General features: G+C 67.8%; 17 protein-coding genes. 11 read left to right on the forward strand and 6 right to left on the reverse strand.

Features of this window, described 5'->3' with window-relative positions; genetic code table 11:
- The first annotated feature begins 132 nt into the window (after positions 1-132).
- On the forward strand, positions 133-897 hold the full coding sequence (locus U5O44_RS10970) for a class I SAM-dependent methyltransferase (RefSeq protein WP_322588515.1): 765 nt from the start codon (positions 133-135) through the stop codon (positions 895-897).
- A gap of 12 nt (positions 898-909) precedes the next feature.
- Here U5O44_RS10970 and U5O44_RS10975 read toward each other — a convergent pair whose 3' ends face one another.
- Entirely contained in the window at positions 910-3,186 is a 2,277-nt protein-coding gene (locus U5O44_RS10975) for a hypothetical protein (protein ID WP_322588516.1), read from the reverse strand.
- Positions 3,187-3,340: 154 nt separating this feature from the next.
- On the opposite strand from U5O44_RS10975, the gene U5O44_RS10980 reads away from it, so the two are divergent.
- The 8 genes from U5O44_RS10980 (at position 3,341) to U5O44_RS11015 (ending at position 9,610) form a co-directional block, all read left to right on the forward strand.
- On the forward strand, positions 3,341-4,831 hold the full coding sequence (locus U5O44_RS10980; RefSeq protein WP_322588517.1) for a CDP-glycerol glycerophosphotransferase family protein: 1,491 nt from the start codon (positions 3,341-3,343) through the stop codon (positions 4,829-4,831).
- A 19-nt stretch (positions 4,832-4,850) separates the two neighbouring features.
- The gene (locus U5O44_RS10985) at positions 4,851-5,354 is read left to right on the forward strand and encodes an FAD synthase family protein (RefSeq protein WP_322588518.1); all 504 of its coding nucleotides are present in this window, start codon (positions 4,851-4,853) and stop codon (positions 5,352-5,354) included.
- A gap of 9 nt (positions 5,355-5,363) precedes the next feature.
- Complete coding sequence (locus U5O44_RS10990; protein ID WP_322588519.1) at positions 5,364-6,236, forward strand: class I SAM-dependent methyltransferase; 873 nt, start codon at positions 5,364-5,366, stop codon at positions 6,234-6,236.
- Positions 6,237-6,318: 82 nt separating this feature from the next.
- Positions 6,319-7,176, forward strand: a complete 858-nt coding sequence (gene motA, locus U5O44_RS10995; protein WP_322588520.1) for a flagellar motor stator protein MotA — start codon at positions 6,319-6,321, stop codon at positions 7,174-7,176.
- Positions 7,177-7,244: 68 nt separating this feature from the next.
- A complete protein-coding gene (gene motB, locus U5O44_RS11000) occupies positions 7,245-8,195 on the forward strand; it encodes a flagellar motor protein MotB (protein WP_322588521.1) in 951 nt (316 codons plus the stop codon).
- A gap of 36 nt (positions 8,196-8,231) precedes the next feature.
- Positions 8,232-8,630 carry a chemotaxis response regulator CheY gene (gene cheY / locus U5O44_RS11005; protein WP_322588522.1) on the forward strand — a complete coding sequence of 133 codons (399 nt, stop codon included), beginning with the start codon at positions 8,232-8,234 and terminating at the stop codon, positions 8,628-8,630.
- Between the two features lie 15 nt (positions 8,631-8,645).
- Positions 8,646-9,260, forward strand: a complete 615-nt coding sequence (locus U5O44_RS11010; RefSeq protein WP_322588523.1) for a protein phosphatase CheZ — start codon at positions 8,646-8,648, stop codon at positions 9,258-9,260.
- A 95-nt stretch (positions 9,261-9,355) separates the two neighbouring features.
- Entirely contained in the window at positions 9,356-9,610 is a 255-nt protein-coding gene (locus tag U5O44_RS11015) for an acyl-CoA-binding protein (protein WP_322588524.1), read from the forward strand.
- Here the strand turns inward: U5O44_RS11015 and U5O44_RS11020 are convergent.
- The 5 genes from U5O44_RS11020 to U5O44_RS11040 all read right to left on the reverse strand — a co-directional run bounded on the left by U5O44_RS11020 (position 9,591) and on the right by U5O44_RS11040 (position 14,751).
- Positions 9,591-10,667 carry an aminopeptidase gene (locus U5O44_RS11020; RefSeq protein WP_416222167.1) on the reverse strand — a complete coding sequence of 359 codons (1,077 nt, stop codon included), beginning with the start codon at positions 10,665-10,667 and terminating at the stop codon, positions 9,591-9,593. The two genes, U5O44_RS11015 and U5O44_RS11020, sit on opposite strands and share 20 nt — an antisense overlap.
- Positions 10,668-10,690: 23 nt before the next feature.
- Entirely contained in the window at positions 10,691-12,760 is a 2,070-nt protein-coding gene (locus U5O44_RS11025) for a molybdopterin-containing oxidoreductase family protein (protein ID WP_322588526.1), read from the reverse strand.
- A complete protein-coding gene (locus U5O44_RS11030; protein ID WP_322588527.1) occupies positions 12,757-13,080 on the reverse strand; it encodes a BrnA antitoxin family protein in 324 nt (107 codons plus the stop codon). The genes U5O44_RS11025 and U5O44_RS11030 overlap by 4 nt, the downstream gene beginning before the upstream one ends.
- Positions 13,064-13,360, reverse strand: coding sequence for a BrnT family toxin (locus U5O44_RS11035; protein ID WP_322588528.1), 297 nt, complete (start codon positions 13,358-13,360; stop codon positions 13,064-13,066). The genes U5O44_RS11030 and U5O44_RS11035 overlap by 17 nt, the downstream gene beginning before the upstream one ends.
- Positions 13,361-13,455: 95 nt before the next feature.
- Positions 13,456-14,751: an SUMF1/EgtB/PvdO family nonheme iron enzyme gene (locus tag U5O44_RS11040; RefSeq protein ID WP_322588529.1), complete on the reverse strand. Its 1,296-nt coding sequence runs from the start codon at positions 14,749-14,751 to the stop codon at positions 13,456-13,458.
- Between the two features lie 227 nt (positions 14,752-14,978).
- Between U5O44_RS11040 and U5O44_RS11045 the strand changes: the two genes are divergently transcribed.
- Positions 14,979-15,257 carry a hypothetical protein gene (locus tag U5O44_RS11045; protein ID WP_322588530.1) on the forward strand — a complete coding sequence of 93 codons (279 nt, stop codon included), beginning with the start codon at positions 14,979-14,981 and terminating at the stop codon, positions 15,255-15,257.
- Positions 15,258-15,265: 8 nt separating this feature from the next.
- A complete protein-coding gene (locus tag U5O44_RS11050) occupies positions 15,266-15,793 on the forward strand; it encodes a helix-turn-helix transcriptional regulator (RefSeq protein ID WP_322588531.1) in 528 nt (175 codons plus the stop codon).
- Positions 15,794-15,842 lie beyond the last annotated feature (49 nt).

Genomic DNA, 15,842 nt, shown 5'->3' on the forward strand with positions numbered 1-15,842 from the left:
TTGATGTGCAGATGCGCTGACGCACACCCCCCGTTCTCCCGACACCGCTCCCGGTGTTTTCATGCGGACCCTCGGCCCAGTGCCAGGGTCCGTTTTTTCTTTTGCCCTGCAGTACCGATCAAGGAGACTCCCGTGGAGACCACGCTGGAACACCCCACCTCCCGCGCCGCAACCCTGCCGGCCACCCACGCCACCGCGCAGCCCTGCAAATGCTGTGGATCCAGCGCCAGCCTGTCCGGCTTCGTGGACTTCGACCGCGATTGCTTCGGCTACAACGCCAAGCGTGCCCAGGTGCGCGGCCTGCCCATCGCCTACTACCGCTGCGCCGAATGTGAATTCGCCTTCACCAATGCCTTCGACGACTGGAGCCCGGAGGATTTTCAAGCCCACATCTACAACGACGAATACGCCCTGTTCGATCCGAACTTCGCGACCGAGCGCCCACAGAACACATGCAGGCTCGTCCAGCACCTGATCCACAACCGCTCGGTCCGCATCCTGGATTACGGCAGCGGCAATGGGCACACGGCCCGCCTGCTGCGAGAAGCGGGCTACGCGCACGTCACCGAATACGACCCGTTTCACGGTGACCCGGTGAAACCCGCCCAGGGTGGCTTCGATCTCGTCATCTGCATCGAGGTCGCCGAACATGTGCCCGATCCGCTGCGACTCTTCGCGGAGTTGAACTCCTACACCGCCGCGCAGGGGATCGTGCTGTTGTCGACCAAGGACATGGCCGAGGTGCAGGGCGACTGGGTGAACGACTGGTACGTCGCCCCGCGCAACGGCCACATCTCGTTCTACTCCGCGCGCACGCTCACCTTGCTCGGCAACAGCCTGGGCCGCAGCTACCGCCGGCTGGACAGCTTCCGGCACCTGCTGATGCCCAAGGCTTGAACGGACACGGGATCAGACTGGCACGGTCCCGCAGCGGGTCGACTCGGCGATGAAGAGCCGCCCGTCGCGCCAGACGATCTCCACTTTCAGCGCAGCGGCCGCATCCAGCTGGGCCCAGAAGCTGTCCTGCTGGTGCGGGGCGACGGCGACCATGCCGGGAGGCTGCGCCGTCAAGGCCTGCAGTGCGGTCAGTCGCTGCGCCGCCTGCCCGATGAAGTCCGGGATGTCCTGGCGGGCGATGCGCCGCACCAGACCCGCGTGGTGCGGGTCAGCGAATTTCTCGACGATGAACTGCCCATGTCGGCAGTCCCGCAGCGAAGCGATCAGACAGGACAGGGCTTCGCGGTCTGCGGTGTCGCTGCCGACGGCCAGGTAGCACGAGGCCCCCTGTGTGTCCGTGCCGGGTGGCACCTTGATTCGTGCACCCTCTGCCGCCGCCCAGAGCCGCTGCCGCTCCTGGGGACGGAAACATGCCCAGAGGTCCAGATCGGTCTGGGCATTGAAGACGACGGCCCGAAACCCGAACTGCATCGCGAGCTTCAGTGCCCCGTGCCCGCCCATGCTGCCGAAGTAGCAGCTCACCCGCGCCGGCGCAAACGCGGGCAGCACCCGCGCACGCACCAGCTCGGCCAGTTCCTCGAACACCGACCCGCTGTACCAATTGAACTCCGGGTTGTGCACGAACAGCAGATGGTGGCCGGGCATGGCCCGCTGCAGCCCCCGCACCTGCGCGAACCCATGCCGGCTTTCGAGGCACGACAGCACGATCAGCAGCTCGCCATTGGCAGGCTCCGACTGGGGCGGAATCCACAGGTGTTCACGGCCCGGGCCCTCCGCCAGCCAGGGCAGCCAGTCCCGCAGGGGCTCGCTGGTCAGGCGACGCTGGGCTTCACCGGCATGGTCGATGTCGTCAGCCAGGCGCCGCCACAACGCCTCGGCCTGGCGCAGATCACGGCGGCGGTCGGTGGCACGGGCCTCCAGCGCGCCGTCCAGCCACCCGCGCGCCAGCATGGCCCGCGCCAGCGTGCGCAAGGCATCGGGCACCTCCTCATCGCAGGCCAGCCGCTGCCATCGGGCCAGCTCTTCACCACCGGCCGCACCATCGGACCCGCTGTCGAGCTGGGCACACAGCTGCTGCACGCTGGCCAGACCCTCATCGCCCAGCAACTTCAGCAAGGCGGACAACCATTGGCGCGCGAGGGCATCGCTGTCGGCCGCACGCGCTTCGGCCAAGGCACGGAACGCCGTCGCCGCATCGCCCCGGTCCATCGCCTGCAATGCCAGCGCGCGGCACAGCGCAGCGACCGAGGCGGGTGCCAGCGCCCCACTGTCCATCAGGGTGCGCGCGGCAGTCTCTGGCAGCTCACCGCATGCGGCCAGGTCGTGGCAGGCATCCAGCGCGCCGAGCATCCGCCAGCCGGGAGACTCCGGTGCGGGCGGCACGCTGGCCGAGCCGCCGTCCAGCGCGGTGCATAAGTTCTGCACCCGCTCGCGCACCGACGCGCGGCGCAAGGCCAGCAGCAGCCGCGCCCGCCAGGCGGGGTCTGGCAGACGGGCCGGCTGCAGCCATTGCATCTGCAGCGGCGCACTCAGCGCCAGCACGCCGTCACCACCTTCCAGCCAGCACCGGAACCACCGCGGTGACAGCACCGCCGCCGCCCCGCCCTGCACACATTGCACCAGTGTCTGCGCGGCCAGCGTCGCATTGCCGACGCGCACCGCCAGCTCGAAGATGCGCGCGATGCCCTCGGCCCACGGGGCGCAGCCAGCCTCCACCACCGAGACGGTCTGTCCCAGCAGCCGCTCGGCCTCCTGCGGCGACAGCGCCTGGTCGTCCAGATCGAGCCGCGCCCGCACGGCCGCCCATTGGGCCTCGGGCCGTGCCGCACTGCCCGTCTGGCCATGGGAGTGCAGGAGTGCCAGCACATAGTCCGGTGCCTGCGGGCAGTGGCCAGAGCGGACCAGATGCCACTCCGCCAGCCCCAGCCAGGTCGCCGGCGCCTCCCACTCGCCCGCCATCAGGCGGCACCACGGTGCCAGCCGTCCATCGAGCCACTGTGCAGCGGCAGAGCGGGTCGCCCCATCGACGGACCGCCAGAGCTGCCAGAGGTGGCGGTGCAGCGCCAGCCGGTCTTCGGGGTCGATGTCCGCAGCCACCAGCGGCAACATCTGCCGGAGCCGCTGCGCCGCCTCCAGCGAAGGCGGCAGCCCGGTGATCCAGTCCTGCACGGACTGGTGACGCGGGTACGAATGCAGAGGTGCGGTACGGGTGGCGGCGGTCGGGTGCATCGACGGAATCTAGGCCGTGCCCTGCGCGAGCAGCGGGTCGAAATGCGGGGATGGCCTGTGCCAGTTGCCCGCCCGGCGCCCGTCGGACAGTGCCGAAAACTGCCACAGCCGCGCGCGCTTTTTCGGGCCTTGCTGACTGACCCCGACTGCCACCATGCACAGCTACCCCACCCGCCCGGCCAGCCCCATGCGCGAACACCTGCATTCCTCCGACACCGCCACCCCGGAGCGCCCGCTGTCCCCGGCCAGCCCCACGCCGTCCATGGCGGACCTGCTGTCCCGCATCGAGGCGACCGAAGCGCTCGGTGGCCAGATCTCTCAAGCGATCGAACAGCTGGTGGACGCCGTGCTGCACCTGCAGCAACCCGCGCCGTCGACCCCTGCAGCGCCTGCAGCAGACCCGGCGGCCCTGGCCGCACTGGAACGCCGGGTACAGGCGCTGGAGCAGCAGACCCAACTGGCCCAGGCCTGCCAGGAGCTGACGCGCACCGCGCAGTTCCATCCCAAGGAACGCAGCGTCGTCTTCGTCGGCACCACCTACTTCGGCTGCAACGTCAAGTACGCCTGGCTGGCCTTCCGCGAACGCGCCCGGCAGGAGGGCATCACCGCCTGGTTCCTGCCGCAGACCGCGCAGCAGGAACAGGCGGTGACCTCGCTGGGAGAGGCCTGCTTTCCGCTGAACCCGAACGACTGGAGCACGGAACATGTCCACGCCGCCCTGTCCGCGGCCGTCGTGGTGACCTGCGACCACCTGCTCAACCCGAACCCCTACGCCGCCGCGCTGCTGGCTGGCGCTCGCCACGTGCAGCTCTGGCACGGCATCTCGATCAAGGAAATCGGCCTGCGCAACCTCGCGCCATTGCGCCAGATGTCCGCGCGCTTCGCCCGGGTGCTGTCCACCTGCGGTCCCTACACCCGCCTGGTCGGCACCTCGGCCGCGCAGGAGCCGGAATGGCGCCGCTGGTTCGGCTTCGCGCAGTACGCCCCGATCGGCTACCCGCGCAACGACGTGCTGCTGCGCGAGCCGGACGCCGCCGACCTGCTGAACGTCGACCAGGACATCTACACGCTGGCGCGCAAGACCCGTGCAGCGGGACAGCGCGTGGTGCTCTATGCCCCGACGTTCCGGGATGCCCGGCGCGGCACCTGGCTGCTCGAATCCGGGCTGGAGCAGCTGGCGCAAGGACTGGCCAAGCGTGGCGACCTGCTGATCGTCAACGTGCACCCGGTCGAATCCCCGCTGATTCCCCAGCTCGCCCTGGCCATTCCCACAGCCCGCTTCGTCACGCCGCGCACCGACCTGTACCCCGTGATGCGCGAGACCTCGCTGCTGATCACCGACTACTCCTCGGTGATGTTCGACTACCTGCTGCTGGACCGGCCCATCGTGCTGTTCCGGCCGGACCACCAGGACTACATCACCCGCTCGCGCCAGCTCTTCGACGCCAAGCTGGACGAACACCCTGGCCCGCTCGCCACATCGGCGAAGGCCTTGCTGGACATGCTGCGCCAGCCGGACGCACAGGCCGGCAAGTTCGCCCACGTCCGCGCCGCGATGCGCCAGCGCCTGTTCGACCACACGGACGGCCGGGCAGGCGAGCGTTTCTGCGACCTGGTGCTGGACGAGCTGGCCGCTGCGCTGTGACACCCCTCGGGAGCCCCCCATGACCCAGACCCCGACCTTGACCCAGATCCACACCCAGGTCCAGTTCCTGGGTGGCCCGGCACGCCTGCGGCATCCCGCCCGGCTGCACTCCATCGCGCTCACCTACGGCACCTACGACCTGTTCCACATCGGACATGTCCGGCTGTTCGAGCGCATCAAGCAGCGCTACGACTGGCTGGTCGTGGCCGTGTCCACCGACGAGTTCAATGCGGTCAAGGGCAAGCGCTCGGTCGTGCCCTATGCGGACCGGGTCGCCATGATCCAGGCCTGCCGCCATGTCGACGAAGTCATCGCCGAACGCGACTGGGCACAGAAGGCCCGCGACATCGAAGCCTACGGCGCGGATGCGCTGGTGATGGGCAGCGACTGGACCGGGCACTTCGACGAATTCCGGACGCTGTGTGACGTGGTCTACCTGCCGCGCACCGACCATGTGTCCAGCACGGAGCTGAAGACAGACATCGTCTCCCGTGCCCTCGCCCCGACACCCACCACGATCTGAGGCGCGACCATGCCCGCCACCCTGCGACGTCCGTCGGCTCTGCGCGCCCCGCGCCCCATCCCGCTGAAGACATCGCCTCCGCGCCTGGGGATGTCCGCCCAGCGTCTGCCGTGGCCCCTGCCCGCGCTGCTGTGCTGGGCGCTCGCCTGGGGACACTGGCTGGGGCTGCAGTCACTGGGCCTGCGCGCGGGACTGGCGTTTGCCTGTGCGGTGCTGATCGGCGGGGCGCTGGCGATGCTGGCGGCGTCGCGCTGGCGCCGGCTGATGATCGTCGCCGGTTTCCCGCTGTCCTTCGCGCTCAGCGGGCTGGCCAGCGGCTGGTCGGCGGTGTGGTGGCTGCTGCCGCTGGTGCTGCTGGCGGTGGCGTATCCGGTGCGGGCGTGGTCCGATGCGCCCCTGTTCCCGACCGGCACCACGGCGCTGGACGGCCTCGACGAGCTGATCGCCCTGCCACCGAACGCCCATGTGCTGGATGCCGGTTGCGGCCTCGGCCACGGCCTGCAGGCCTTGCGCCGGGTCTGGCCTCAAGCGCGTCTGGAAGGCATCGAATGGAGCCTCCCCTGGCGGCTGATCGCCGCACTGCGCTGCCCCTGGGCACAGATCCGCCAGGGCGACATGTGGGCGCAGTCCTGGGCCGAGCACGATCTGGTCTACCTCTTCCAGCGCCCGGAGAGCATGCCGCGCGCCGTCGAGAAGGCCCGCCGCGAGATGCGCCCAGGCAGCTGGCTCGTCAGCCTGGAGTTCGAGGCCAAGGGACTGCGGCCCCACGCCCGTCTGCAGCACCCGGGCCAGCGCCCGGTCTGGGTGTATGCAATCCGTGAAACCCGCCCCGCGACCGGCAGCGGCCTGCACGACGGCAACTCAAGTGCCGAGCCCCACTGACCGATATGCAAATCACGGTGCTGATCGCGGGGCTGCCCGCCTTCGCAGCGCCCCGTGAAGTCATCTGAGGAAAAGGTCTCTCATGTTCGTCATCATCGGCTGGGTCGTTGCCATCGGCTGCATCTTCGGCGTGTACGCCATGCACGGCGGCAACATGCAGGTCATCATCAAGGCCCTGCCTTTCGAGATGCTCACCATCTTCGGCGGTGCGCTCGGGGCCTTTGTCGCCAACAACCAGATGAAGGTGCTGAAGGCAGCGGGCCGGGGTCTGGCGGGCTGTTTCAAGGCCTCCAAGCACTCCAAGGCCCGCGCGATGGAGCTGCTGGCGATGTTGTTCGAGATCCTGCAGAAGACCCGCAAGGAAGGGTTGATGTCGATCGAAAAGGACATCGAAGACCCGCACGCCTCGGCGCTGTTCCAGAAGTTTCCCGTCGTGGGCAATGACCACCACGTCACCGAATTCGTCTGCGACTACCTGCGCATGATGGTCTCGGGCAACCTGAACGCCCATGAGATCGAGGCCCTGATGGACACCGAGCTGGAGACCCACCACCACGAGACCCATGGCGCTGCCGCTGCCATCGCGCGGCTGGCGGGTGCGCTGCCCGCCTTCGGCATCGTGGCCGCGGTGCTGGGTGTCGTGAACACCATGGGCTCGGTGGGCCAGCCGCCGGCGGTGCTGGGCGGGATGATCGGCTCGGCGCTGGTCGGCACCTTCCTGGGCATCCTGCTGGCCTACGGTTTCGCGGAGCCGCTGGCCGGGCTGATGGAGCAGAAGAACGACGAGGACAGCAAGGAGCTGCAGTGCGTCAAGACCGTGCTGCTGGCCTCGATGCAAGGCTATGCCCCCCAGATCGCCATCGAGTTCGGCCGCAAGGTGCTGTATTCGACCGAGCGCCCGACCTTCTCCGAGCTGGAACAGCACGTCAAGAAGAAGTGACCCCTGTGGAATGCCCGTGCACCTGCGCGCCACGGGCTTCGACGACGACGTGACCCCTGGAGATTCCGATGGCAGGTGATTCCAAGAAACTGCAGCCCATCATCATCAAGAAGGTGAAGAAGGGTGGCCATGGTGCCCATGGTGGCGCCTGGAAGATCGCCTACGCCGACTTCGTGACGGCCATGATGGCGTTCTTCCTGCTGATGTGGCTGCTGGGCTCCACCACCGAAGGCGACAAGAAGGGGCTGCAGGACTACTTCCAGTCCCCATTGAAGATCTCCCTCCTGGGCGGGGGCTCCGGCTCAGGTGACTCTTCGTCGGTCATCCGGGGCGGCGGCGAGGACATCAACCGCGCGGGCGGTCAGGTCAGGCGCGGCGAGACCGAGGCAGAGCGCAAGACCTACCAGCTCCAGGCCCTCAAGGCCAACCAGGCCCAGGCCGAGAAGCAGCGACTGGAGAGCCTGCGCGACCGCGTCAAGGAAGTGGTCTCGAACTCGCCTGCCCTGGCGCAGTTCAAGTCGCAGATCCGCCTGGACATGACCCGCGAGGGGCTGCGCATCCAGATCGTCGACGAGCAGAACCGCCCGATGTTCGACAGCGGTCTGGACCAGGTGAAGCCCTACATGCGCGACATCCTGCGCGCCATCGGCAGCGTGCTGACCGAGGTGCCCAACAAGCTCACGCTCGAAGGCCACACCGACGCCCTGCCCTTCTCCAGCGGCGTGGTCGGCTACAGCAACTGGGAGCTGTCCAGCGACCGCGCCAACGCCTCGCGGCGGGAGCTGATCGCGGGCGGGCTGAAGGACGAGCGGGTGCTGCGGGTACAGGGTCTGTCCGCCAGCGTGCCCTTCGACAAGCAGGATCCGCGCAATCCCGTGAACCGCCGCATCAGCATCATCGTGATGACACGCGAAGCCGAGGAGCGCTTCTACGAAAGCGGCGACGCACTGACCGTCAATGCCATACCAGCCGAAGCGGCCGAGGCGGCCGCCTCAAGTCCACCAGTTCCTGCCCGATAACACCGTACACGGCCCATTCACGCTGAAGGATTCGTCATGCCAGCCTGCCCCGATCTCCGCTTTCTCGTCGTCGATGATTTCTCCACCATGCGCCGAATCGTGCGCGGACTGCTCAAGGAAATGGGCTGTCAGCACATTGAAGAAGCCGAAGACGGCGTCACCGCCCTGCAAGCCCTGCGCAACAGCCGCATCGACTTCGTCGTCAGCGACATCAACATGCCCAACATGGACGGCTTCGAGCTGCTCGGGCAGATCAAGCAGGATCCGGCGCTCTGCCATATTCCCGTGCTGATGGTGACGGCCGAGGCGCGCAAGGAAGACATCGTCCGGGCAGCCCAGACCGGTGCGGCCGGCTACATCGTCAAGCCGTTCACCAAAGCCACGCTGGAAGAAAAAGTCACCAAGATCATCCAGAAAATGCCTGTGACGGCGTAACCCGCGGAGACCGCCATGACTGACCAGCAAACGCACTACGCATCGCCTGAGGTGATCCGGCAGATCGGTGAACTCACACGAAAGCTGCACGACTCCATCGCACAGATGGGCCTGATGGGAGACCTGCAGGCCGCGACGCAGGCCCTGCCCGATGCGCGCAGCCGACTGAACTACATCGCCAGGAAAACGTCCGAAGCTGCGGAAAAGGTTCTGAATTCGGTCGATGCCGCCAAGCTTGAGCAACGCAGCATCAGCGATGCCGCCGAGTCCATGCGCAAGGAACTCGCCAGCCAGCCACATCAGGACGCAGCGGCGACCCAGAGGCTGCTCGCCTCGATCGCACAGGCCAAGGGCTCGACCGACCGCATCGACGACCACCTGACCAACATCATGGTGGCCCAGGACTTCCACGACCTGACGGGGCAGATCGTCAGCAAGGTCGTCAAGCTCACCGGCGAGCTGGAGCAGAACCTGATCCAGCTGCTCCTCCAGGTTGCACCGGAATACAAGGCCTTGGCCACCGTCCACGAGGAAGATCTGCACGGCCCGGTGGTCGATCCCGGAAACCGCACGGATGTGGTGAACGATCAGAACGAAGTCGACGACCTGCTGGCCCGGATGGGATTCTGAGCACACCGTCCATGCCCATCGGGACGCGGGACGACGAGGCAGTGATGAAGCGGCACTACACTGCGCCGCTCCGTCACTGCCTCTTTCCATTGGCCATGTCCGATCTGCACTCTGCCTTTGTCCAGGCCGTCGCCGACTCGAAGCAACTGCCCGAGCGCCCCGACAACATGACCCTGCTGAAGATCTACGCGCTCTACAAGCAGGCCACCGAAGGCGACGCCAGCGGCGAGCGCCCCGGTTTCACCGACTTCGTCGCCCGCGCCAAGTTCGACGCCTGGGCCGCGCTGGCCGGCACCGGCGCCGACACCGCCCGCCAGGACTACATCGACCTCATCGAATCGCTGAAGTGAGCGGCGAGGCCAGCTCCGCGTCACGCTCCGCCTTGGGCAGCGCGGCCAGCCGGCGCACCTCGGCGTGGAAGCGCGGCCAGTCCCGCCCCATCCGCTCGAACAGCCGCTCGAACGCCGGCACCTGCGCGTTGTAGGCCGCCAGCACCCCCAGCCGCGCGTTGTTGACGCTGTCGAACCAGGCGTCATACGCCCGGTCACCGCCCCAGGATTCATCCCGCCAGCGCGTGTACTCGGCGCGCAGCTCGGCCATCAGCCGCACCTTCTCTCGGCGCTTGTCCTCGTCCGGCAGGGCGCTGCGGTAGAGCGCCTCCAGCCGGTCGCGGGCGCGCATCGTCATCGCGCGGAACTCGGTGCGGCGGCGGTCCAGCGCTGCGGTCGACGCGATCTGCGCCTCGCGGCCGCCCTGCGCCAGCCACTGCTGGCTGCCGAGCCGCTCCACGGCCGTGGCATAGGACTCGTTGAACGTCGTGTCCCCGTCCGCATAGGCGACCTGGTGCGACAGCTCGTGGAAGATCAGCCGTGCCAGATCGACCTCCGCGCCGCGCAGGAAGGTGTTGAGCAGCGGGTCGGCGAAGACGCTGCCCGGCAGCTTGCCCAGCGTCGAATAGGCCGGCACGCCGTAGACATTCGCCTCCCAGCCCTGCGCCCGCAGCGCGGCGGCGAGCGTCTCGGCCTCGGCCTTGTCGAAATAGCCGCGGTAGCCGACACAGCCCAGCACCGGGAAACACCACGTCTTCAGCTTGAGCGACAGCTCGGGCGCGGCCACCACATTCCACACGGCGGCCGACCGCCCGAGGTCGGCATAGCGGCGGTAGCTCGCGTTGTCCGGCAGCGCCAGCGCGCGGCTGGCGTAGTCGCGCAATTCGCGGCTGAGTTCGAGCCGCTGGCGGAGGTCGTCCGGCGTGGCGGGGTCGGCCAGCACGGTGTCCACCGGCCGCGCCGCCGCCAGCATCCGCAGATGGCCCGCCACCGATTGCCACAGGTACCCCGGCCGCCAGGCCGACTCCACATCGTCCGCCGCCGTCGTCGCGCATGCCGACAGCACAGCGGCCAGCATGAGGGCCAGCGTCCGAAGCGCCCTCACCCCGCTGCCTCCACCTCGACCAGCACGTCGTAGAAACACGGCGCCTGCCCGATGTCGGTGAGCTGCTGGTGGGTGACCTCGTTGACGTTGGTGCCGCGCACGCCGAGCTTGCGCCACCAGATGCCCAGGCCGTTGACCACGCCGGGGCGGGCGCGGGTGCTGACACGCGCCGTGCAGTGGTAGCTGCCCCGGTCGTTGAAGACCCGCACCGCCGCCCGGTCGGCCAGCCCGCGCACGGCAGCGTCGTCGGGGTGGATCTCGACGACCGGCTCGGACTCGATGTCGCGCAGGCTCTTCACGTTGACGAAGGTCGAGTTGAGGAAATTGCGCGCTGGCGGCGAGATCATCGCCAGCGGATAGCGCGCCGCCAGCGCCGGCGCCGACGCGACCGACTCCCACGGCGGCACGAAGTCCGGCAGGCCCAGGCCGGGCACGTCGATCTGCACCCGCCCGTCCCGCGTCGGGAAACCGCCCTCGGCAAACGGCGCGTCCGCGATCGGCAGGCTCAGCCAGCCGGGCGACGCCTGCAGCGCCTCATACGTCACCGCGCCGCGCAGCGTCTGGCGCGCCAGGTCCTCGTCGCTGTCGCGGAAACACGGCTCGTCGAAGCCCATCGCGGCGGCCAGACGCCGGAAGATGTCCGTGTTCGGCCGCGACTCGCCGAGCGGCGCGATCGCCGGCTCGTTGAGCAGCACGTCGGTGTGGCCGTAACTGGTATGGAGGTCGAGGTGTTCGAGCTGCGTCGTGGCCGGCAGCACGTAGTCGGCGTGGTCGGCGGTGTCGGTCAGGAAGTGTTCGAGCACGACGGTGAACAGGTCATCCCGCGCAAAGCCGCGCACCACCTTCGGCGACTCGGGCGCCACCGCGACCGGGTTGCTGTTGTAGACGATGACCGCCTCGACCTTCGGGCCGAAGCCGGGCGAGGTCTCGCGCAGCAGGTCGTCACCGATCGTGCTCATGTTGAGCGTGCGCGGGCGACGGCCGGCGAGCAGGTCGGGGCGCTGGCGGGCGGCGTCATCGCGCACCGCGTTGAACCAGCCCGAGGCCGACAGCAGCAGCCCGCCCGCGCGGTGCCGCCACGCGCCCGTCATACACGGCAGCAGCGCGATCAGCCGCACCGCGTTGCCGCCGCCGCGCACGCGCTGCATGCCGTAGTTCAGCCGGATCGCGGCGGGCTGCGTCGTGCCCAGGTCGCGGGCCAGGTCACGGATCTGCGCGACTGGCAGGCCGCAGACCTCGGCGGCACGCTCCGGCGGCCACTGCAGCGCACGTTCACGCAGCGCGGGCCAGCCCTCGGCCTGCACATGCGCGTCGAGGTAGGTCTGGTCAAGCCAGCCGTTCACGATCAGCTCGTGCATCAGCGCCAGCGCCAGCGCGCCGTCGGTGCCGGGGCGGAGCTGCAGGTGTGCGTGGCACTTGTCGGCGGTTTCGGTGCGGCGGGGGTCGATGCAGACGAGCTTGGCGCCCGCCCGCTTGGCCTGCTGCGCGAAGGTCCAGAAATGCAGGTTCGACGCGATCGAGTGGCTGCCCCAGATGACGATCAGCCGGCTCTCGGCGAAATGCCGGACGTGCATCCCGACCTTGCCGCCGTAGGTCGCCGCCAGCGCGTCGCCGCCGGCCGAGGCGCAGATCGTGCGGTTCAGCAGCGAGGCGCCGAGGCGGTGGAAGAAGCGCGCGGCCATGCTCTCGCCCTGCAGCAGGCCCATCGTGCCGGCGTAGCTGTAGGGCAGGATCGCCTCGGGGTCGCGGGCGGCGATGGCCTTCAGGCGGGTGGCGATGTCGGCGAGTGCTTCGTCCCAGGTGACGGGGATGAACTGGCCGGCGCCTTTCGGCCCGACGCGCTTGAGCGGGGTCAGCACACGCTCCGGGTGATATGTCCGCTCGGCGTAGCGCGAGACCTTGGTGCAGAGCGCGCCGTGGGTGGTCACATGCTCGGCGCGGCCCTGGATGCGCACGACGCGCTCGGTGGCGGGGTCCACGCTGACCTGCATCGCGCAGGTGTCGGGGCAGTCGTGGGGGCAGGCGGCGCGGACGGTGCGCAGGGCAGCGGTGGTGGGGGCGTTCATGCCGGACCCTGTGGTTTCTGAAGCGCCTGCAACATGGCTTCGCGCAGGATGGCGTTGATGCGGGTCTGGTAGCCCTTGCCCTGCCCCTTGAGCCAGGCGAGCACGTCAGCATCGACCCGCACAGTCGTCGCCTGCTTGACCGGCTTGTAGAAACGCCCACGGGTGGCGTTGTTCCAGAACTCGTCCGGCGTGGGCGGGATGTCGCTGTAGTCGATCTGCGCGTCGGGCATCTGCGCCAAGGCCGCCAGATCGGCTTTCTGCTGCTCGGTCAGCGGCGGCAGGTGGGCCAGGTCGATCGCGTACCTAACGGTTTTGCTCATAGCGTTTCCTTTCCTTGGGGTCGGCCTTGCGGGCAGAGATGATGCGAATGACCTCGATGCCATCGCCCTCTTCTTCCCGCACGGTGTGGGCGATGAACAGGATCAGGTGCCCGTCCACCATGCCAACGCTGCGCCAGCGGTGCTCGCCGTGCTCGATGCGGTCGTGCTCGGTCAGCATGAACGGGTCGGCGAAGGCACGCACAGCCGTCTCGAAGTCAATGCGGTGCTTGGTCCAGTTGCTGGCGGCTTTTTCTGGATCCCATTCGAACTGCGTGTGCATGCGGAAATGTTAGTACGTTTTTGGATGTACAAAGTTCCGTTCACGTCCATGAACACATGCCGGGGCTACACCTTCGGACCCGGTGCGGGTCTGCTTCACTGGTCAGCAAGCCCTCGGACCATACGGAAGCCGATGCGGTAGTCCTGGGTAACCAGCGCATTCGCGTTGCGACGGGCAGAGCGGCAGAACTTGCCGCCTTGGAGCCAATTCCCGCCGCGAAACACTCGCTGGGTACTATTGTCTTGAGGGCACACTGGGTCTTTGGCCTCCCCGGGCGGATAGTCCCCGAACCCATCTGCACACCACTCCCACACGTTGCCGTGCATCTGGTACAGACCCCAGCCATTCGCCGGCAACGCCTTCACCGGCACCGTCTTCTCGCGGTATGTCCCTTTCTTGCTGCCGTTGTACGGGTAGTTGCCGTTGTAGTTCACCTGCTCCGGCGTGATCTGCTCGCCGAACGAAAACGGCGTCGTCGTCCCTGCCCTGCAGGCGTATTCCCATTGCGCCTCAGTGGGTAATTCAAGGTTCAGCCCCGGCACCTGATCGTTGAGCTTGGGCAGGAACACCGTGGTGATGTCGTTCCAACTCACCTGCTCGACGGGCAGTTGCAGATCCCCTTGGAACTTACTCGGATTGGCGCCGACGACTTCCTCCCACAGCGCCTGCGTGCAAGCGGTGTCCGCCAGCCAGTAGCCCTTTGTCAGCACGACACGGTGACGCAGTTCGTTTTCCTGCCGCTCAGGTTCGTTGGATGGCGACCCCATCCAGAACGTCCCCGGCTCGATCCAGCGCATCCGCTGCACCACGTTGCCGACCTTGAACTCGCACCAGCGACCGTACTGATCGGTGCCTTCATCGTGCATCCATGAAGGGCGGTTGCGAACGGTCACCGGCGGCGACGTGACAGCCGGCGTCACCACCACAGGCGCCGCCCTCGTCAGCATCGGTCCGATCTGCCTCACAAGCTGCGCCAGCTTCGAGTCAAACCCGTCGTCCGCCACCAACCCCATCGCATTGCGCACCGACACTGCCTTCAGATCGTCCGGCAGATCACGCGGGCGCGGCATCTTCGCGCCATCGAGCAGCACCGGCACCACCGGAATCCCGCGCACCAGCGCCCGCGACAACTCCAGCCGCACGAAATCGGATTCACCCGCCTCCAGCCGATCGTTCAGTTCCTCGAACCACGTCGGCCCGATCACCGCCAACATCACCTCGCAATCGCTCAGGTGCCGGTCGATTTCCTGCGTGAAATCACGCCCGTAGCCGATGCTTTCCACATCAATGAACACCCGGTCCGGAAACGTCCGGGCCAGCCGCTCAAACAACGCCCGCGCCGCCCACGCGGTCTCGCTGCGCCGGTAGCTGATGAAAATCTTCCCCGCCATGTTGTGCCCCTCGCCTCCGGGGCGAGATTGTCACGCAGCCCACAGCGCCAGATCGGTCGCGGGATCGACCTCGAAGGGCATCGCGCAGGTGTCGGGGCAGTCGTGCGGGCAGGCGGCGCGGACGGCGGCGGTGTTCATGGCAGGATGATCGCCCAATTTTTCCCTCATGACCGAAGAGTTGTCACTTGACAACCTTTCGTGCCATCCATAACGTCCGCACATCCGTCATGACCCGCTCCACGCATCCGAACAAGGACATCGAAAAGGCCCTGCGTCATGCCGAGGCGCAAGGCTGGCGGATCAAGGAGAGCACGGGGCGCGGCCATGCCTGGGGCTCGCTGTACTGCCCGTACAACGACACGGAGTGCCGATGCGGCGAGTTCTGCATCACCAGCGTCTGGAGCACGCCCAAGAGCCCCGACACCCATGCCCGTCAGCTTCGGCGAGTCATCGACAACTGCACGACGCATCGCCAGCAGCAGCAACAGTTCACCGATCCGGAGTGACCCCGACCATGGAATACGAATTCACCCTCAAGTACCGGCTCGATCCGCAGGACGGCGCCGATCAGGACACGATCGTGGAGCGGCTGGGCGCGGCCGGCTGCACGGACGCGCTGGTGGGGCTGGGCGTGGCGGGTCACCTCGGGCTGGAATTCGCCCGTGAAGCGGCGTCGGCCGAGGAGGCGATCCTGAGCGCCCTGGCCGATGTGAAGCGCGCGATGGCGGGGGCGAAACTGATCGAGGCCGGGCCGGATCTCGTGGGGCTCACGGACGTGGCCGATCTCGTCGGCATGTCGCGGCAGAACATGCGCAAGCTGATGGTGACGCACGCCGCGAGCTTCCCCGCGCCGGTCCACGCGGGCAGCACGTCGATCTGGCATCTGGCGCTCGTGCTCGGGTTCCTGGTGGAGCGACAGCAGCACGGGCTGGAGCCTTCGATGCTGGAAGTAGCGCGGGCGGCGATGCGGGTCAACATCGCCAAGGAGGCGGCGCTGGTGGGATTTCGGCCGGAGGACAGCCGGTTCGCGTTGGCGGCTTGAGGGTGCTGCTTGATGAGCGCAGAGGCGGGCTGACCTTGCCTCTGACCTC

It is taken from the genome of Sphaerotilus sp. (genome assembly GCF_034519685.1).
Classification (GTDB): domain Bacteria; phylum Pseudomonadota; class Gammaproteobacteria; order Burkholderiales; family Burkholderiaceae_C; genus Sphaerotilus.